The organism is Chryseosolibacter indicum, from assembly GCF_018598585.1.
Lineage (GTDB): Bacteria > Bacteroidota > Bacteroidia > Cytophagales > Cyclobacteriaceae > Chryseosolibacter > Chryseosolibacter indicus.
The window spans coordinates 1-19,704 of sequence record NZ_JAHESD010000058.1; the positions used below are offsets into that span (position 1 = coordinate 1).

A 19,704-nucleotide genomic window follows, 5' to 3' on the forward strand; every position below is an offset into this window, starting at 1 on the left:
GTCTTAAGGCCTTCAATTAATTTATTAAGATCCGCCTTTGAGTCACCATTCTTCAACCAGAAAAATACGTGATGCGTGAGTTGCTTTTTATCTTTTGCTTCCATAGTCGGCATTGCTGTTGCAGCAGCGCTCGCTCCTAATGCCACTGCACTTGCCACAAATGTTCTTCTCGATTGTTTTTCCATAACTGATTTTAATTTCAAGAAATTCGGCAGAAGTTAAAGAACCTCTTTTATAAAACAAAGTTTATTAAAAGAACTGGCGTTTATCATTCCGTAATTTCAATTCTGTTTCCTTCAGGATCCAGCACAACACTTTCATAATATCCATCACCTGTAGTACGTGGCTCTCCAACAACTTCATAGCCATCTTTGCGCAATAATTCAGTAAGTGAATCTACCTTCGATTTATTACCGACACTTAAAGCAAAATGGATTAATCCTGTAAATTGCTTATAAATATCATTTACAGAGCCAGGGACTCCAGGCATCTTCATAATTTCCAAGCGGCATTCACCTTCAAAAGAAAGGAAGTAGGATTCAAAGTTCTTCTTTGGATTAAAGTATTTTTCTCCTGCTTTAGCATCAAAATACTTTTGATAAAATAATTTCATATCCTCCAGGTCATTAACCCAGATAGCAAGATGCTCTATTTTCATATTGATATATAAAATGGATGTGTTTTTCTGTCTGTTGGTGTTTACTTATTTATCTCTACAAGAATTTTACCAAATTGGTCTCCTCGCTTCATTCTTTCAAATGCATCATCTAATTGAGATAAAGGATATATTTTATCTATAACAGGTTTTAAGTTTCTGCTTTCCAGGAAATCAATCATTGAAAGAAACTCATCCCTGGTGCCCATGGTGGTTCCATGTATCGAAAGTTGTTTCCAGTAAAGTAATTTGGTTGCAACATCGGTAATATTACCAGCGGTTCTTCCGTAATTTACAATTCTGCCTCCAGGCAAAGCCAGGTCAATAAATTTTGAAAATTGTTCTCCTCCGGCGCTGTCGATAATAATATCAAAACCTCCTCCTGACTCCTTCTGTGCTTTTACCATCCATTCGGGGTCACTGTAATTAAAGCCTCCCACTGCTCCCAAATTTTTGGCTTTTCTCAATTTATCATCTGAGCTTGACGTAACATACACCTTCGCCTGGTAAGCCACAGCAAATTGTAAAGCCCAAAGCGCAGCACCTCCACCTATACCTGATATTAAAACCTTCTCCTTCGCGCGTAGCCTTGCTTTCGAGAATAAGGCGCGATACGCAGTTAATGCAGATAAGGGAACTGCCGCAGCCTCAGCAAAACTTAAGTGCTCTGGCTTTTCGAAAATATATTTCTTAGAAACCGCGATGTATTCAGCAAATGTTCCATTATCAGGGAACCCGAGAATCCGAAATGAATCACCTTGTACCAACGCGTTATTTCCCCAATCCAAAGCTGGATTGATAATCACCTCTGCTCCTACCAGGAGCGGGTCCGCATCTTCTCCTACGTCTTCAATTATTCCTGAACCATCAGAACCAAGAATAATACCATTGGGAAATTGTTGTGTCTGCTCTGTAACAACCCATATATCGCGATGATTAAGGGCTGCATATTTAAGTTTGATAAGAACCTGGTCTTTGATAGGTTTGGGTTTCTTTACTTCTTCAAAAGATAGTGGTATGTCTTTTCCTCTAAATAAAATAGCCTTCATTAAGAACAAACTTTTACTTCAATACGAATTAATTGACATATAAGTTATCAGGTAAGGTGGTATTTAGGTATCTAACAATGAAAAAAAAAATTGCAGTAACATTCATTACTGCAATTTTCCGTTTTATAGTTAAACGGTATTTTAAACCTTTACAAGATAATTCCATTCGTGTGTGTCAGGCTCTAATCCCATTCGAATGTTGTGAAGTTTCTGTTTTACCTGCAACTGAAAACTTGTCGGCCCGGCACTTGGAATCTGATAGTCAGTTCCGTTAATATGAATTACAGAAATAGGGGCCACTACGGCAGCAGTACCAGTACCAAACGCTTCCGTTAATGTTCCTTTAATGAAGCCTTGCTCAATTTCGTCGATGGAAACTTTACGTTCTTCAACACTAAAGCCAGCCATCTCCTTTGCAAGCGTGAGAATTGAATCACGTGTAATACCATCAAGAATAGCAGTTGAAAGCTGAGGCGTCACCAGTTTTCCATTAAGAACGAACATCACATTCATCATGCCTACTTCATCAATATACTTATGTTCTTTCGAGTCAGTCCATAAAATCTGGTCGAAGCCTTCCTCACGTGCAATTTGGGTTGGATAAAAAGCACCACCATAATTACCAGCACATTTTGCAAAACCTGTCCCTCCTTCTGCAGTGCGAACATACTTGTTCTCAACTTTAAGACGATATGGTTTTGCCTGGTATGGCCCAACAGGACTAGTAAGTATTACAAATTTAAAAGTGTCTGAAACTTTTACACCAAGGCGCGACTCAGTAGCAAACATAAAAGGCCTGATGTAAAGGGATGCACCTTCTGTTTTTGGTACCCACTCTTTATCAATTTCTATCAGTCTCTTTAAGCTGGATAACCATAACTCTTCAGGAACTGAAGGCATGCACATGCGGTGCAATGATTTATTGAAGCGATCAAGGTGTTTATGCGGACGAAAAATATTGATAGAACCGTCTTTAGTATGAAATGCTTTCATACCTTCAAAAACGGCCTGACCATAATGAAGCGAAAGCATAGCGGGAGAGAATTTCATTTCTCCAAAAGGAACAATACTGGGAGATCCCCATTGTCCATTTTCATAATCCACCACCACCATATGATCGGAAATATGTCTGCCAAATTCAAGGTTATTGAAATCTACTTCAGCTACCCTCGATTTCTTTACGCGCTCAACAGCGAATTCGGACGTCAGCGTTGTCATAATAGTAAAAGTTAACGGGTCAATTTCTGAATTATCTACGAATTATCCTTCTTTAACCGAAAGTTTCTTTTGCCGGTGTTACAGTGGAATTTTAACGCTAAGTGTATAAGTTATAAATCTTTAATTTGTTGATTATAATAAAATAGCGAATAACGTTTCACTGAAATTTCGTCAGGCATTCTTTTATCTATCCATTTCCTGAAAAATACCACTTAGCACCTCCACCGCGAGATCAATGTCTCTTGACTCTGTTTGCCAGTTTGATATTGCCGCACGTATTGCCGGAACGCCTTTGTAAATCGTTGGCGTAAAGAAAACCTTCCCTTGATCGCGCACCTGAATTAAGAATTGCTGAATAGTCTCAAAACTTAAGTTATCCTGGTTTAAAGTGAAGCATACAACATTCATTCGCACGGGAGCGAGAAGCTTGAACTGTGACATCTTCTTGAGTGCTTCTCCCAGCCTAAAAGCAACGTCACAATTTCGTTCTACAATTTCCTGATGCCCCTCCTTACCATAAGCCATCAGTGAAAACCACGCTGGCAGCGAGCGCCACCGTTTGGAATTCTCGGGAGTATAATGAAAGAAGTCCGGGCTTTTTTCAGGATCACCCAAATAGGCAGCACTATTTTGAAAAACTTTAAGCTGAATGCTTTTGTGCCTTGTAAAATGCATCGCTGCATCATAGGGCACGTTCAGCCATTTGTGAGCATCTATGGTAATGCTATCTGCATGATTAATACCATTCACCAGATGTTTATATTTTTCGGAGATTGCAGCAAAGCCCCCGAAAGCTGCATCAACATGAAGCCAGAAAGGATATTTTAGCCTTAGCGCTCCTATTGCGTCTAAATCATCAAAATCAACAGTATTCACAGTACCTGCATTAGCAACAACTATTACAGGTCCGGCGGCATCTTGAAGCATTTTTTCAAGTTTGGCAATATCAACAGCTTCTCGATCCGGCAACGTATCAGGTCTCATCATTGCATTCCTTCCTATCCCCAGCATTGCAAGTGATTTAATCACACTTGAATGCGGTGCTGCGCTAATTACCCGTATAGGGTATGCACCTAGTCCGTCATTACTAAAATCAACTCCATGTCTCTCTCCTACCCATTGCCTCGCCTGCGCCAGGCCTACAAAATTAGACATAGTAGCCCCAGTTACAAAAGTTCCATAGTAACTCTCATCTAAACCGAAAAGTTGTTTTAGATAATACAACGTCTGATGCTCAAGCTGAGGTGCTATGGTATCATTACTACCACAAACATTTTGATCATAAGTACTTACAAGCCAATCGCCAATTACCGAGGCAGGTGTTGAACCTCCTGTAACAAAACCAAAATATCGAGCACCGGCAGAGCTGGCAATTTTTTCGGCATAGTGCTTTTCAAAATACTCCAACGTTGCCGCGGCACCAATACCTTTTTCGGGAAGATGTTGCTTCTCGATATCCGACACATAACGACCCGGTGGAATGGCATCGACATGATTAAAATACTTCTCTGCAACGGATACTGTTTTGCGAAGCAGTCCAGGTATACGCTCTTTGTCTTGTTCTAGCAAAGGATGCATGTTAAAATTTGTATTTGCTTTAATAATGGATTTACTCTTTCCTTAAGTACTGAAACTGTACTTCATTACTTCTTTGCGGAAGACATGGCGCCTGCTATAGCATGCGAATTTTCATCTTCTCTCTTTTCAAGTTCGGAAATTATAGCCTTATGATTCACAGCATCTCTGTTTTGAGATAGTTTATAAGTTGCTTCTATATTGGTTATCCGTATTTGAAATCCTACAATACCTCTGATTTCCCTTTGCAAAAATTCCGGTGACATCTTAGCCATGGAAACAGGATGGACAGATCGTTGCTCGTACTTATCAACAATTCTTCTCAGTGAGTTCATTAATTGCTCGCCCTCAATAATTTCAACCGTACCGTAAACGTGCACCGCCATATAATTCCAGGTTGGCACATTTTCATGGTCATACCATGAGGATGAGATGTAAGTATGAGCACCTTGAAATATAGCCATCACCTCATCTCCGGCATTAAAATTACGCCATTGCGGATTAGCCTTTGAAATATGTCCTTCAAGAAAAATGTCATCTTCTGTTAATTCAAGGGGTATATGCGTAGCCCATAGCTTATTATTAACTTGACTTACCAGAATGCCGAAGCTGTTCTTCCTGATAAAAGTTTTCACCTCCTCGGTATTTGTATTGTTAAATATCTTTGGCGTATACATATCGATGGTTATGCGTTTACACCGGCTGCAATAATTTCGTTGATCCTTACAAGGTGATGATCATCATGCTCAGCAGTAAAGAAAGCAAGATCAACGGGTGTCATTGTAACCTTTAACCTTGGATGCATTGATTCTTTATTGAGATCAGTGTCTCCTAATGAATGTAAAGCACGAAGCACTCGTTGCCTACCTAGTGCAAAATCTTCAAGCAGTTTGGATATGGATAAAGTATTGTAGTCCACTTTTAACTCAAAGACGGCAGGGGACATAGGAGAAACACCATTAATGATCTCATCTATACGTTTTAAACCAACCTCGTCTACTTCTGTAAGATGACCAATATTTTGCTTAACACTCCATTTTCCTTCAAGCGTTGCTGACAACAGATTCTCTCGTATACCTGACACCCTTCTTTCTAACCTTACAACACTTCCTTCTAAACGATCAATGAAAAAAGGTAACATTCCTTCGGAATGTTTAAAGGTAAAAGTGCGTTCAGACCATTGTATTTTTTTCATAATGAAGTAAAAAAGGTTCTAATGTTACTTATCAATCCTTTTACCTAAAATAGATACACTGCGCTCAACTCCATCAAGCGAAGCTACATTTGGCAAATGACCCCAGTCCTGAAATCCGAACTTTCGGAAAAGTTTAAGACTTGGTTCATTGTGAGAAAATATAATTGCCAATAAGTTAGTAATACCAAGTTCTTTGCACCGAGAAATCGAATAAGCCAATATCTGTGTTCCGTAACCCTTGCCTCTAGCCTGCTCATGAAGATAAACGCTGATTTCTGCTGTGCCGTTGTATGCAGGCCTTCCAACAAAAGAATGAAACCCGACCCACCCGACAATAGATGAATAATCTTCTACAATCCATAATGGCCTCTTATCTGGTGTATGTTTGTAAAACCACTCCCTTCTGCTTTCTACTGAAATTGGTTCTGTATCTGCAGTCACCATCCTGGAGGGTATTGTTGAATTATAAATGGCAACAATATCTGCCAGGTCGTCTATTACGGCATCTCTGAACTTCATACCGCAGTAGACTTAGCGACCAACACCTTCGGTTTATGATGTACAGGAAATTTTACAGAACGGGCAATAAAGCACATTTTGTTAGCTTCATGATGAAGTGCATTTGCCTTCTCTGTCATTTCTTCTTTGTCTACAGTTACCACAGGATGAAGTGTTACTTCTGTAAACTGACCACTACCATCATTATTTTCCTCCATGACACCTGATGCTTCGTCTACATATTCTGTTACTACAATTCCATTTACAGCACACAAATGCAAATACCACAACATGTGACAGCTCGACAATGAAGCCACAAGCAGTTCCTCTGGATTCTGGCGTGTTTTATCACCGCGAAAGGCAGGATCAGATGAACAATATAGGGTTTGCTTCCCATCTATTGCTATCTCATGATTACGATCATAAGATATATAATCCAATGTCCCTTGCCCGCGATTACCTGTCCACGTTGTTTTTGTTTTGTAATGATGCATAGTGGTTTAATTTTTTTATCTCTCTTTTCATTAAGTGGTCCGTTTGGGCATCTCTTCCAAGCATAAAAACGTGCTCATCAAATTTTTCAAATCCCCACCTTTTATAAAAATCAATTGCCCGGCTATTCCTCTCCCATACACCCAACCAAACCACTTCACAATGATTCTTCACTGCATGACCAAGACAATGCTGCATAAGCATGCGACCAATCCCCTTGCCTATCATCTCCTGTATTGAATACAAGCGCTCAATCTCCATCGCACTTACTTCTTTCAATCCCTTTAAGGGCCTCAATGTATTTACTTTTGCATATCCCAAAGCACGACCATCCTGCTCAGCCAAAAAAAATACAACGCCTCGTTCATTCAATTCCAACTTGATCTTATTATTGGTAAAGGTCTTTGAAATATACTGCTCCATATCCTCAGGAGTATTATCAGCCCCAAAAGTGTCTTTAAAAGTTTTGCTTCCCAAGGCAACAAGTATAGGAATGTCTTCTTCGGTACACTGGCGAATAATTATATTTGAGTCTGCCATCAACAATCATTCTATAAGGTCAACTCCATCTTGATATCACTACGCTGGTAAATGCCATCATCTGCTACCTCTTTAAAACCAAGTTTTCGATAAAGCTCAATTGCATTTACCAGTAATGTATTTGAATATAAAATAATCTTTTTCGCACCCAGGCTTTTCGCTTTCTCAATGGCAGCCATGGCAAGCGCTTTACCTATTTTCTTTCCTCTGAACTTTTCCTCAACAGCCATCTTCGTAAATTCATAAATACCCGGCTCTACAAACTTTAACGCCACAGTACCAGCAACTTCATCACTGTAATATGCCATTAGTATCTTACCACCTTTTGAAATGATGTTCTCTTCCGGATGTTGAAGTACCTCTATGTCTACTGCCTCCATCCAAAAATATTTTTCTATCCATGCCCGATTAAATTTTTCAAACCATGGTTGGTGGGTAGCGTTGTAATCCCGTATTACTATTTGATGTATTTCTAAAGTAGTCATTACAATATTTTTATAAAATGATGCGAAGCAAGAATAAATCCCTTATCAAGATACAATCTATGTGCATCATGGCGTTGGTATCCTGAGTCAAGGGATACATACTTATAGCCTTTTTTTTGGGCAAGTTTAAAAACATGTTCGAGCAATCTTCCACCGTAACCTTTACCCCTGTAATCAGGAAGGGTGCTTAAGTCATCAATGTAAAATTGCCTTCCATTAAATAAGTATTGAACATATCGATAGCCTATTGCCGAGACGGCCTTACCCTCTTCTTCTATGTAATCAAGTTGATAGCCCTCATTCATTAATTCACGTACTAATTGAACAAAAGAACTTTGCTGAAGATGAGGACGTAATTCTTTAATTACGTCCCAGCATCTTATAATATCAGCTTCCGAGGTAGCTTGTTTAATCGCAGAGTTACCCATTAAAGAATTTACTTCTATCTTGAAAATTGTGCTTTCCATGCATCGCGTAACTGATAGCCTTTATTCACTATGTAGATGCCTGCTACGGTAAGAACAAAGGCAATTACTATTTGCATATTAAGTTTTTCGTTAAGTACAAGCCATCCCAGTATTACCGCTACCAACGGATTTACATAAGCATATAACGATACAATTGTCATTGGCAATTTACGCAGTGCATAAGAGTAGGACGCATACGCTATAATCGATCCGAATACAATGAGATAAAGCAAGGCGTAAGCTGCTTCTGCCGACCATTTTACTGATGAGAGATCATCAAATGCAATACTTAAAGGAAAGAGAAGAACACCGCCAAAAAACATCTGCAAACCTGCATTTACAAAAGGATTACTTTCAAGGTTTTTCTTCTTAATCCAAATGGAACCAGAAGCCCAACTGATAACAGCACCAAAAGTGAGAATTATACCAATAATATACTCTGTTTTCGAAAAGTCGCCGATGTATTCTCCAAACATCACAACAATACCCATTAACCCTATTACAAGCCCAAGTATAATAGGCACAGTAGGTCTTTCATCTTTATTAATCATCACATTAATGATGATAACAAGAACAGGCATAAGCGAACATATTACAGCTGCAACGCCGCTGGGTACATGCATCTCTGCCCACGCAACAAGGCCATTACCCATCGAGATCATAAAAAACCCACCAACAGCTTGCCTCGCCAAATGGGTAGCAGACGGAAATGCAGCCTTGCCAAACGTAAACATAAACGTAAGTAGTAACAGGCCTGCTGTTGTTTGTCTTATTGCTGTAAACAGAAAAGGTGGAAAATGTAGAACAGCAATGCGCAATGCCAGATAAGTTGTTCCCCAGATAATGCAAACAGCGGCAAGTGCTATATAAGCAATTAATAAACTTCTATTGTTATTCATTGTAAGGTCGTTTTTAAATTATAAGATTCACTTCAGCGCGTCCCTCCTTCTTCCTTAATACATTGTCGTACCCAAACCTTATACACACCACCCTTTCGAACCTGGTCCTTCAATGATTCAACTTGCTTTTGAAATTCGCATACCATGTTCTTCAATTCGAATGCACCCATTGCAATTGCAGGAGGGTGAAGGATTAATATGTTAGAACTCATAAAAGAGAATATTTATATAAACAAATTTTCTCTTAAGTACGGATAAAAAACAGTTTCAGTTTTATGTATTTTAACCAGATCAGTTTAACGATGAATCCAGTTTATCAAACTAGCAGATTGATAAAAATCCAACCGATTTAACTTCAAATTTTATAAGCTTTTTATTATATTGTCTTTTATCAATAAGACAGGGTCCTCTGCATCAAACCCGGTCACAAGCCTTACAAAGAAGAGTGGAATAAGAGTGCAGAAAGAGTGGAGAGAGAGTGCACAAATCCTTTACGTTATCCGGAGCTAGCCTATACCTATCCTTAATCTACAGCGGACAAAAAAAGAACCTGGCAGCATTTGCCAGGTCCAAATCAAAGGTTGATACAACCGAATGCTTATTTCTTACTTTGCTCTTCAACAACTTTGCCCTTCAATTCAGTACCATTTCTTATTTCATCACTTGCCTTTAAAACAAGTTGGTCACCTGTACTCAAGGCTCCGAAAATTTCGACCTTGCTATTTGCCTCAAGTGCCTTTTTAACAGCTACCCTTTCAGCTTTGTTATCTGAAACCTTAATTACAAACAGTCCTTCACTGGAATTTAACAAGGCGGATTTAGGTATCACAAAACTGCTATCACTTCTTACTAAGGGTATCGAAACATCAGCAACAGAACCTGGTAACAATTTGCCTTCCTTGTTTTCTATATCGAACTCAACACGTTCCGATCTGAGTTTGAGGTCCAATGCCTTTGCCATACGCACGACTTTTGCCTTAAATGTCTCTGCGGGCAGCGATCTCACTTTAAACGCAACTTCACTTCCCTGATCCAGGTATCCTGTATAAGCCTCAGGGATTGATACTACCAAACGTAATTTCTTCTGTTGTTGCAATGTAAAAATAGGAAACTCTGATCCCTTACCTGAAGGGCCTACATAAGCACCAGGATTTACATTACGTACTGTAATAATACCATCAAAAGGTGCACGTATTACAAGATAGTTCCTGATGTCGTTAACTTCTCTAGACGCCGCCCGTGCAGCTTCAAGATTTGCATAATCAGAATTCTTCTTTGCTTCGGCGAGATCAAGATCATTTTGAGAAATCGTTCCAGGTGTTTTACTGGTTTCAAGCAAACGTTTATAGTTTGCATTGCTTGCCGTATAGGTAGCCTCCTGTGATTTTAAACGTGACTCCGCAGCAGTCATTTGCGACATCAATTCAGGGGCTTCTAACGTAACCAATACCTGTCCTGTCTTAACTTCTGATCCTATATCTACTTTAAGTTCTTTCACAAAGCCCGTTACCTTGGCATAAAGATCTACAGATTGAAAAGCAATAAGCTCACCTGGTAACTGAATTTGTGTTGAAAGCTTTTCCTTTTTAAGTGCAAAAACTTCTGTTACAGGTACCGCATTTTCATCTGCTTTCTTTTCTTCATGCGCGGATGAATGACTGCAACTGCTTGTTAAATGTGCCAGGAGAATTAAAGTGGCACCAAAAAAGGCATATTGTATATTTCTCATATAAGTTACTTAACTGCTACGTAATGTTTACTTTCTATATCTGTTGGATCAAGAGAAACAGAATCGGTTGTTGTTTTTCCTTGTATCCAGGAGAATATTAATGGAAGAATGATTAATACTGTAAAGGTAGAGAATAATAAACCTCCAACCACCGCTCTTCCTAATGGAGACACCTGCTCACCGCTTTCTCCATGTCCTATGGCCATTGGCAACATACCGGCAACCATAGCAACGGTAGTCATTATAATCGGGCGTAACCTTAGTCCCACGGCCTCTCTTGCTGATGAAAGTGCATCGCCGTTACCCTTTCTGATTTGTTCTGCATTTGTAATCAGTAATACGGCATTTGCTATTGAAACACCCACCGACATAATAATACCCATATATGATTGTAGGTTGAGCGTTGATCCCGTTATTAAGAGCATCAGCAATGCCCCCAATACAACGGCTGGCACGGTGGTAAGTATAACAAATGATACCCTAAAAGATTGGAAGTTCGCCGATAGCATCAGAAAGATCACCACTACTGCTACCAGTAAACCTCCCTGCAAGCTATCCAGTGTTTCAGTTAACACCTTACCCAATCCTATTGGCTCAATAAACAAACCTCGCGGAAGGTCACCCAATGATGAAATAGCCTTGTTCACGTCGTCTTGTGCAGTACCAAGGTCTGTATCTCGCACGTTAGCCGTAACAGAAATGAATGGCATGGCCCCTAAGTTATCATTCTCTCCGTAGGTTACACTTGGCGTTACAGTAGCTACATCACCCAACACAGGCCTGTTCGAATTTCTTAGTAATGGAATGGCGTTAATGTCGTTCTCACTCTTCATTTGATTCAAAGGCACCTGTACCTGTACGCTATAAGGATAACCTGCCTTCTCATCTACCCATATGTTCTTATCGGTATATCTTGATGACGATGTTGACGCAATGAGCGAACGTGAAATATCATTCATATCCACACCAAGTTGTGCTGCTCTTGTTCTGTCAATGTTTATATCCAAAGCAGGGTACGCAATAGGTTGTGCTATCTGCACATCACGGATGTAATCGACCTCTTGTAATGCTGATACAAGTTTCTTTGCGTAAGTTTCATTCTGCTTTTTATCTCTTCCTGCAATGCGAATCTCAATAGGTGTTGGCGATCCCTGACTTAACACCCGATCAGTAAGTTCTATCGGCTCAAAAGATAATTTTACATCAGGCAGTATTTCTTTTATTCTTGCCCTGAATGAATCCTTAAACTCATTCATATCAACCTCGTAGTCCTTTAAGCTTACCTGGAAAACAGCTTCGTGAGGTCCTGCTGTAAACAGGTAGATCGGATTCACAGAGAACAATGATGGATGCTGCCCTACATAGACAGATGTAATTGCTACATGGTCTTTACCCACCATCTTTTCAAGTTCTCTTAAAGTAGTCACTACTTTTTCCTCTGTGCGTTCAATACGTGTTCCATCTGGTGCTCTTAACCGGAGCTGAAACTGAGAAGAGTTTACACGTGGCAATACATCTCTTCCTATTGTATTGATGAGTAGTACAGCCAATGCTGTGATTCCAATGAGATAACCAATAGCAATCATCCTGCGATAAGGAAGCATGTTGTCAATAAAGCTTAGAAACCGTTCCCTGAATCTTTCAAAACGACTTTGTTTATTTTCTGTATGTGCATCCTCTTTCGCGTGGTTGTGTGGCTTCATTAACCAGTTGGCCATCACAGGCACGAAAGTCTGCGATAGCAAAAACGAAACAACCATGCTGCATCCGATTGCCAGCGCCAATGGTAAGAACAAGGCACCCGGTATACCTGACATTGTAAAGGCCGGAGCAAACACAGCCAAAATACAGAATAGTATAAGTAACTTGGGCAAGGCTATCTCTCTACAAGCATCCCATATTGCAAGGGCCTTTGGTTTACCCATATCAAAATGCTGGTGTATGTTCTCAATAGTAACAGTACTTTCGTCAACTAGAATACCAATGGCTAATGCCAACCCACTTAACGACATGATGTTAATAGTCTGTCCAAACAATTTCAGGAACAAAACACCTGCAATAATAGAAGTTGGAATGGTGAGAATAACGATGAGCGCAGCACGTCTGTCGTTCAGGAATAACAACACCATTAATCCTGTAAGAATAGCACCAATAACACCTTCGGTTATAAGACTCTTTACGGCGTTAATTACATATACGGATTGATCAAACTCATAGGAAAGTGTTACGTCTTCGGGTAAAGTACTTTGTATCCTTGGCAAGTTCTTCTTCAGCTGATTAACAACCTCCCAGGTAGAAGCATCAGCAGACTTTGCTATACTAATATATACCGAGCGCTTACCGTTTATCAACGCATACCCCGCTGTAACATCAGCGCCGTCAGTAACAGTAGCTACGTCCCGTAGATACAAATTCTGAACGCCTCCTTTAAATAGCGGTATATTTTCAAAATCTTTTATCTCTTTTAGCGTGTTGTTCGTTGGTGTGATATAATTCTTGTCACCTATCCGCACGTTACCCGATGGAGCAGTCTGGTTGTTTAAGCGAATGGCCTCGACAATTTGATCAGGAGTCAAGTTATGTGATCTTAATAGTTCAGGATCAACGTTAATTTCAACTGTACGCACGTTTCCTCCAAAAGGCGCTGGTGCCAAGAGCCCAGGTATTGCAGTAAATGAAGCACGCACATAGATATTCGCAAGATCCTGCAATTCATTGTTAGATCGCACAGGACTACTCAGTACGAGCTGACCAACAGGTAAGGAAGAAGCATCAAACCTAATAATAAACGGAGGGTTAGATCCAGGAGGGAAAACTGCTTGTATCCTGTTAGACAAGGCACTTAATTCCGAAGCTGCCTGTGCCATGTTTGTACCTTCATAGTAGGTGAGCTTCATCAAGGTTAAGCCCTGAATATTTTTTGTCTCGATACTTTTGATTCCATTTGCAAACAACAGAATATTCACATACTGCTTGGCAAAGTAGTTCTCCATTTGATTAGGTGTATAACCTCCAAATGGGTGGGCCAGATAGATCACAGGCAGATTCATCTTAGGAAGAATATCCACCTTGATGTCTCTGATAGCGAGTACACCAAAGAAAAATAAACCTGCAACAAGTACTAATATTGAAATGGGTTTGCGTAAAGCAAGACGTATTAAGTTCATCTTATTAACTCTTATAATTCGTCAATAAACAATTCTAGATTTCCGGACGCAGCAGCTTTTAACAGTAAAGCCTGCCACACATTTATATAGGCAATATCACGATCTGTCTCTGCTCTGTTTAAAGCATAAAGCGTTTGCGTAACTTCTACAATAGTCGTTAATCCGTTGTTATATAAAGCCGTTCTCTGAGCGTATGCATCAGAAGCCGATTTCACCTGGATAGGAGCTTCATAGTACGTTTGCAAAGCATTACCGAACTTTGTCTCTGCAATTAGATATTGTGCCTTTAGTTGTTGATCTGCAAGCTCATACTCACTTTGATTACTTAATGTGATGTTATTTTGAGCACGTGCCTGTGCATGTGTTCGAGTCAATGATGTTATGTTCCATACAAAACCGGCACCGATAAGGTAATTTGTTCTTGTTGGTTTAATACCGTCAACATAGTTTGTTGTATATGCTGATTGATCAGTAGCATAAGAAGCATCGAAACCAGAACCTCTTTTTTGTATAACACCAAATAATGAGAATGATGGATAAGCTCCTCTTCTTATTAATTTAGCCTGATGCATACTTAGGTCAACACGACTTTTAAGAAAAGTTAACGTAGGATGTGATTGTTGAACAATTCCTGTCGCATCTGTATTGGGTATTCTCTTAACAAAAGATGTATCTAAAAGAAATTCAGCGCCCGATTCACCAATAAGTACTGAAAGTTTTTTCGCTTCTTCCTGCTCAAAATCTTTTGCTTTGATATACGCAATTTTAGCGTTAGATACTTCTGCATTGGCTAACGAGGAATCAACACCTGCAATTAATCCATTCTTTGCTCTTACAACTACTGTTCTTTTAAATACCTCCGCCCGCTCAAAATTATTCTGTTGCGCTTTGGCTAAACGTTGCGCCGCAAGCACATTCAGATACGCGGCAGCGATGCGAACCTGATGCTGAAACTGTTCCTGTGCAAGGTCGTGCTTACTAACTTCCAGCCCTGCCTTTGAAACATTTATCCGCTCTTTTGTTCTTCCAAACGTGAAAACCTCCCAATTTACATTGGCAAGATATAAGGCGCCAAAGGCTGCGTTCCAGTTCTGTTCACTCAGTGGCAAACCAGATGACGCTACGCTGTAGCCACCAAAGCCGTACAGCGGTCCGTTCTGACCGTTAATGGTACCGTAGTCTTGCTGGGCAGACACTACCAGGTTTGGTAAGTAATCACGACGGGATTGTTGTAACGAAGCTTTAGATGCTTCGACATTATAACCCTTGGCTTTAACGGATCCGTAATTAACAAGCCCCTTCTCAAGGGCATCTTTTAAAGAAAGCGTTTCCTGCCCATAGGAATCAATGATTCCCATTATAAGGAGGAAAGGTATAATCCATTTTTTCATTCCTGACATTACTAAACGATACGAGGAAATTGAGTACTCCAATTCAGACGTAAAAAAGGGCAGTTAGTTTCGCAATAAAATTATGCGATTCAAACCATTTAATATGAGATTCAAATAATTTTATGACGCAATCGATTGAGCCCTTACAGCACCAGCACGTATTGTCTTTGGAGTTGTCTCGGTTTGCTTCTTAAAGAAGATGTTAAAGTTCGAAGGATGTTCAAATCCAAGGCTATAGGCGATCTCAGCAACAGTGTTATCCGTATTTAATAAAAGGGTTTCAGCTTCTGCAGCTATACGCGCAGCAATAATCTCGGATGTGCTTCTTCCTGTTATTTCCTTTACCGCCCGGTTTAAATGATTTACATGAACAGATAGCCTTTCTGCAAAGTCGTGTGGAGTTTTGAGTTTTAATGAACGCTCTGTTGAATCGACGGGAAACTGACGTTCAAGCAATTCGATAAATAACGATGCGATCCGCGACGAGGCATTTACGTACTTTTCTGACGTTAGGTAAAGAGGCTGATTTTTGTTGTATTCGTGAATGATGAGCTGCAGGTAGTTGTGAATTACCTCGTATTTTCTTGTGTAGTTCGCTTCCACCTCCATCAACATCTTGTTGTATATAAACATGAGATCATCCGCTTGCTCTTTCGTCAAATGATAAACGGGGTTCATGTTTACATTGAACAAGGGAGAACTTCTGAAAACATTTTCAACAGCGGAAGACTTTATAAACTCTCTGTTAAATAGACAAAAGAAACCATCCTGCTGCGGTGATACATTTTCCCACAGATGTGGCACTGATGGATTATAAAACACAAGGGCTCTGCCATTAACTTCAATCTTTCTGTCTTCCAGGTGCAGGATACCAGTACCTATGATCAACGAGATCTTATAAAAATCACTTCTGTGTATTTGGGTAAGGTGCTTGCAAAACTGCCCTCGCTTAAAGACATTAAAATGACCGACCTGGGGGAGTATAATACATTGCTTGGCTAAATCGTTTGGAAAGTAAACCTTATAAAACTCCTGTAAAGTGAATAAGTGGCTCATTTTTCAAAATTATGAAAATCAAACAACATTTTCCAAAGCGCTAAACCAGACGAACGTCATCCTGCAAGGGTTAAAAAACTGCATCTACCACCTAAAACTCATTTTTTGGATACGAATAGCATTAAAAATTGCCAACAGTGCTACTCCCACGTCGGCAAATACAGCCTCCCACATTGAGGCCACACCCCATGCACCCAATGAAAGCACAACAATCTTTACTCCAAAAGCCATTATTATATTTTGCCACACAATGCTGTTTGTTGCCTTCCCGATTTTAATAGCCGTAATGATCTTAGAAGGCTGATCAGTTTGAATCACCACATCTGCCGTTTCAATAGCTGCATCACTGCCTAAACCACCCATTGCTATACCAACATCACTTAGTGCCAACACGGGAGCATCATTAATACCATCGCCAACGAAAGCAACTGCTCCCCTTTTGCCTTTCTTTATTGCTTCAAGCTTCTCTACTTTATTTTCAGGAAGCAGATCTCCAAACGCCTCACTTATGCCAAGCTTATTAGCTACCGAGTTAACAACATCCTGCCTATCGCCACTAAGCAAAATTGTCCGAATATTTAATGCCTTCATCCTTTGAATAGCATCTTCCGCATCTTTTTTTATAGAATCTGACACAACAACGTATCCAGCCATTTGATTACCAACAGCAACAAAAACAATACTGCCTGAAGTAGCCTCCATAGTTTCCTTTACAGGAATACCAAAACGATCCATCAGTTTGCTATTGCCAGCAAGTACTTGTCTTCCTTCTGATACACCTTTCATTCCGTAACCCCTGATCTCCTCTATATTTTGTATTGATATAGTTGGCTTTACATGAGACTGGTATGCTACAATAGCGCGTGCTATCGGGTGGTTTGAATGAGATTCCAAAGCTGTAAGCAGAGGTAGCCATTCTTGTTCGGGCAACTCTTTACTCACCACTTTTTGTACTTTAAAAACTCCTTCGGTTAATGTTCCTGTCTTATCCATCACAACGGTATCTACCCTTCTCATACGATCCAGAAAGTTTGACCCCTTAAACAAGATGCCGTTTCGAGAGCCCGCCCCAATTCCTCCGAAATAACCTAACGGGATGGCTACTACTAATGCACATGGACACGATATCACCAGAAAAATCAACGCCCTGTAGAGCCATTGGTTGAAGTTGTAGTCTTCAACAATAAAGAAGGGCAGTAGTGTAAGTGCGATGGCAAAAAATACCACAATGGGAGTGTACACCCTGGCAAATCTTCTGATAAACAATTCTGTTTTTGCTTTTCTCCCTTGGGCGTTTTGTACCAGCGTCAATATTCTGGCAAGCGAGCTGTCATTAAATAACTTTGTAACATGCACCTCAACAACTTTTTCTTCATTGATCATACCGGCCAGCACCGTTTCTCCCGTACGGATAGAAGACGGATAACTTTCACCTGTTAAAGCTGAAGTATTGAAGGTGCTTCCTTCATTAATGATCGTCCCGTCCAGTGGTACCCGCTCTCCTACTTTAACCTGTATGGTGTCATCAACTTTAACATCTGCCGGATTAACAACTACATATTTTCCATTTCTTAATACCGATGCATTATCTGGTCTGACATCCAACAAAGCTTTGATACTTCGCTTCGCCCGGTTAACTGCAGCATCCTGAAACAATTCTCCTACAGAGTAGAATAGCATTACTGCAACACCCTCCGGAAATTCACCAATATAAAATGCACCAATCGTAGCTAAACCCATCAAGAAGAATTCTGTAAAAAGATCTCCTTTAAAAGCAAGGCGCACTCCCCTTGCAAGCACAGGTAGGCCTACCGGGATATAGGCAATAACATACCAGATGAAGCGAATTAAATCTTTAAACCAGATTGGCTTGATCCAGGTATCCATTAAAAGGCCTGCACTCAAAAAGATGAAGCTTACCAGTGCGGCATACCACTCATTATTAATCCAGCTGAAATAAGAACCATGGCTATGACCATGATCGTGATCGTGGTCATGACTGTGATCGTGATCATGGTTATGATTGTGCCCTGAGTGCGAATGACTTGTTACTGCCTTCGTCACAGTATTTATATTTTTATTATTCTCAACCATAATTCTATTGGATAAAAAACGAGATTATACCTGTGATTATCAGTGTTACGCCTGTAATAATTCCCGAATTGTGCTCGAGGGTGTGCCAGTTTAACTTTATTAATTTAAGATAGGTGAGCCTTACCCATATTACCATTCCGGTTACTGTTACGATCGTATACAACAAAGCAAGAAGTATCACATGGTGCCACCCTTGCGTGCCTGCCATAAGAAAGAAGGCTTCTATTTCAAAGCAGGGTGAAAAGAACATCGCTATAACAAGTCCTGCAATAATTCTATTTCTCGACAGCGCCTTGGGTTGACTATGTAAATGAAAGTGTTTGTGCTTATGATGCTGATAGATGAAGAACAAACCAAGCACTATGAGAATTACAGGGGCGATGATATGCGTAAACTGCAGAACATGTTGTGACAGCTTAACACCGAGAAATCCAAAAGCAAGGCCGATAAGCACGGTGCTTAATGCATGTGCTCCACCTGAAATAATGGTAACGGATGTTGTTTGGCTTAACGACCAGTTCTCCTTCCTTCCAACCGCCAAAACAGGAAGCCAGTGATTAGGAATTAATGCATGCAGGATACTGAGGACTAAACTACCGGTAATAATTGTTATCATTCGATTTATAATGCCTTTGCTGCTTAACAAACATTAAGCTTAACAAGTGCAAATCTACATGCTAAACACTGCAACTAAATTGCAATCTTATATCATACAGCCATCACAGATACCTTTTACGACAACATTTGCCTCCTCCGGAGCATAATGTTCAGGAAGATTAATGGCTGGTATTTTGATTTTGGGAAGGCATTTGGTCTCAAAGCAGACTTTACAATAAAAATGTACATGCAAGTCCTGGGGATAATCGCATTCGCAGGTTTGGGCACATAAAGCATATTTGATTGAACCTGAACCGTCATCTATACTATGGATGATTTTATGTTCTTCAAACGTCTTCAATGTTCTGAATAATGTAATCCGGTCGGTAGATTCTAAATTCTCTTCAAGATCTTTAAGACTGACAGCGCTTGCGTGACGATTTAAATAATCGAGAACCAGTATGCGCATAGCAGTAGGCTTAATATTCTTTGTTGTAAGCCTTGCTTCAAGTTCTTTATTCATAATCCACGAATATATACATACAATTATCCAAAAAATTGGCACCGTGATAAAAATAAGAGCAGCTCCTTTTGGAA

The 19,704-nt window shown here is 40.0% G+C and carries 20 protein-coding genes and 1 pseudogene; all 21 read right to left on the reverse strand.

Annotation, left to right across the window (positions count from 1 at the left end; genetic code table 11):
• A pseudogene (locus KK060_RS19505) lies at positions 1–185 on the reverse strand (Dabb family protein); the annotation flags it as partial.
• A gap of 83 nt (positions 186–268) precedes the next feature.
• Positions 269–658 (reverse strand): VOC family protein, encoded by a 390-nt coding sequence (locus KK060_RS19510; protein ID WP_254155454.1) that lies wholly within the window; start codon positions 656–658, stop codon positions 269–271.
• 41 nt (positions 659–699) lie between these two features.
• Complete coding sequence (locus KK060_RS19515) at positions 700–1,704, reverse strand: zinc-binding dehydrogenase (protein ID WP_254155455.1); 1,005 nt, start codon at positions 1,702–1,704, stop codon at positions 700–702.
• 141 nt (positions 1,705–1,845) lie between these two features.
• The gene (locus KK060_RS19520; RefSeq protein ID WP_254155456.1) at positions 1,846–2,922 is read right to left on the reverse strand and encodes a branched-chain amino acid aminotransferase; all 1,077 of its coding nucleotides are present in this window, start codon (positions 2,920–2,922) and stop codon (positions 1,846–1,848) included.
• A gap of 183 nt (positions 2,923–3,105) precedes the next feature.
• Positions 3,106–4,500 carry a pyridoxal phosphate-dependent decarboxylase family protein gene (locus tag KK060_RS19525; RefSeq protein ID WP_254155457.1) on the reverse strand — a complete coding sequence of 465 codons (1,395 nt, stop codon included), beginning with the start codon at positions 4,498–4,500 and terminating at the stop codon, positions 3,106–3,108.
• 65 nt (positions 4,501–4,565) lie between these two features.
• Positions 4,566–5,174 carry an FMN-binding negative transcriptional regulator gene (locus KK060_RS19530; RefSeq protein ID WP_254155458.1) on the reverse strand — a complete coding sequence of 203 codons (609 nt, stop codon included), beginning with the start codon at positions 5,172–5,174 and terminating at the stop codon, positions 4,566–4,568.
• 8 nt (positions 5,175–5,182) lie between these two features.
• Positions 5,183–5,692, reverse strand: coding sequence for a DinB family protein (locus KK060_RS19535; protein WP_254155459.1), 510 nt, complete (start codon positions 5,690–5,692; stop codon positions 5,183–5,185).
• A gap of 24 nt (positions 5,693–5,716) precedes the next feature.
• Positions 5,717–6,211, reverse strand: coding sequence for a GNAT family N-acetyltransferase (locus tag KK060_RS19540; protein WP_254155460.1), 495 nt, complete (start codon positions 6,209–6,211; stop codon positions 5,717–5,719).
• Positions 6,208–6,684 (reverse strand): OsmC family protein, encoded by a 477-nt coding sequence (locus KK060_RS19545; protein WP_254155461.1) that lies wholly within the window; start codon positions 6,682–6,684, stop codon positions 6,208–6,210. Before KK060_RS19545 ends, KK060_RS19540 begins: the two co-directional genes overlap by 4 nt.
• Entirely contained in the window at positions 6,647–7,222 is a 576-nt protein-coding gene (locus KK060_RS19550) for a GNAT family N-acetyltransferase (RefSeq protein ID WP_254155462.1), read from the reverse strand. The genes KK060_RS19545 and KK060_RS19550 overlap by 38 nt, the downstream gene beginning before the upstream one ends.
• Positions 7,223–7,233: 11 nt before the next feature.
• Positions 7,234–7,707 carry a GNAT family N-acetyltransferase gene (locus KK060_RS19555; protein ID WP_254155463.1) on the reverse strand — a complete coding sequence of 158 codons (474 nt, stop codon included), beginning with the start codon at positions 7,705–7,707 and terminating at the stop codon, positions 7,234–7,236.
• Positions 7,707–8,174: a GNAT family N-acetyltransferase gene (locus KK060_RS19560; RefSeq protein ID WP_254155464.1), complete on the reverse strand. Its 468-nt coding sequence runs from the start codon at positions 8,172–8,174 to the stop codon at positions 7,707–7,709. The genes KK060_RS19555 and KK060_RS19560 overlap by 1 nt, the downstream gene beginning before the upstream one ends.
• The gene (locus tag KK060_RS19565) at positions 8,150–9,073 is read right to left on the reverse strand and encodes a DMT family transporter (RefSeq protein WP_254155465.1); all 924 of its coding nucleotides are present in this window, start codon (positions 9,071–9,073) and stop codon (positions 8,150–8,152) included. Before KK060_RS19565 ends, KK060_RS19560 begins: the two co-directional genes overlap by 25 nt.
• Before the next feature lie 32 nt (positions 9,074–9,105).
• On the reverse strand, positions 9,106–9,285 hold the full coding sequence (locus KK060_RS19570) for a hypothetical protein (RefSeq protein WP_254155466.1): 180 nt from the start codon (positions 9,283–9,285) through the stop codon (positions 9,106–9,108).
• A gap of 386 nt (positions 9,286–9,671) precedes the next feature.
• Positions 9,672–10,802, reverse strand: a complete 1,131-nt coding sequence (locus KK060_RS19575; protein ID WP_254155467.1) for an efflux RND transporter periplasmic adaptor subunit — start codon at positions 10,800–10,802, stop codon at positions 9,672–9,674.
• Between the two features lie 5 nt (positions 10,803–10,807).
• On the reverse strand, positions 10,808–13,969 hold the full coding sequence (locus KK060_RS19580; RefSeq protein WP_254155468.1) for an efflux RND transporter permease subunit: 3,162 nt from the start codon (positions 13,967–13,969) through the stop codon (positions 10,808–10,810).
• Between the two features lie 11 nt (positions 13,970–13,980).
• Positions 13,981–15,360: a TolC family protein gene (locus tag KK060_RS19585; protein ID WP_254155469.1), complete on the reverse strand. Its 1,380-nt coding sequence runs from the start codon at positions 15,358–15,360 to the stop codon at positions 13,981–13,983.
• A 120-nt stretch (positions 15,361–15,480) separates the two neighbouring features.
• Positions 15,481–16,416, reverse strand: coding sequence for a helix-turn-helix domain-containing protein (locus KK060_RS19590; protein WP_254155470.1), 936 nt, complete (start codon positions 16,414–16,416; stop codon positions 15,481–15,483).
• Positions 16,417–16,500: 84 nt separating this feature from the next.
• The gene (locus KK060_RS19595; protein ID WP_437124580.1) at positions 16,501–18,510 is read right to left on the reverse strand and encodes a heavy metal translocating P-type ATPase; all 2,010 of its coding nucleotides are present in this window, start codon (positions 18,508–18,510) and stop codon (positions 16,501–16,503) included.
• 4 nt (positions 18,511–18,514) lie between these two features.
• The gene (locus KK060_RS19600; protein WP_254155472.1) at positions 18,515–19,126 is read right to left on the reverse strand and encodes a hypothetical protein; all 612 of its coding nucleotides are present in this window, start codon (positions 19,124–19,126) and stop codon (positions 18,515–18,517) included.
• A gap of 87 nt (positions 19,127–19,213) precedes the next feature.
• Complete coding sequence (locus KK060_RS19605) at positions 19,214–19,630, reverse strand: Fur family transcriptional regulator (protein ID WP_254155473.1); 417 nt, start codon at positions 19,628–19,630, stop codon at positions 19,214–19,216.
• Positions 19,631–19,704 lie beyond the last annotated feature (74 nt).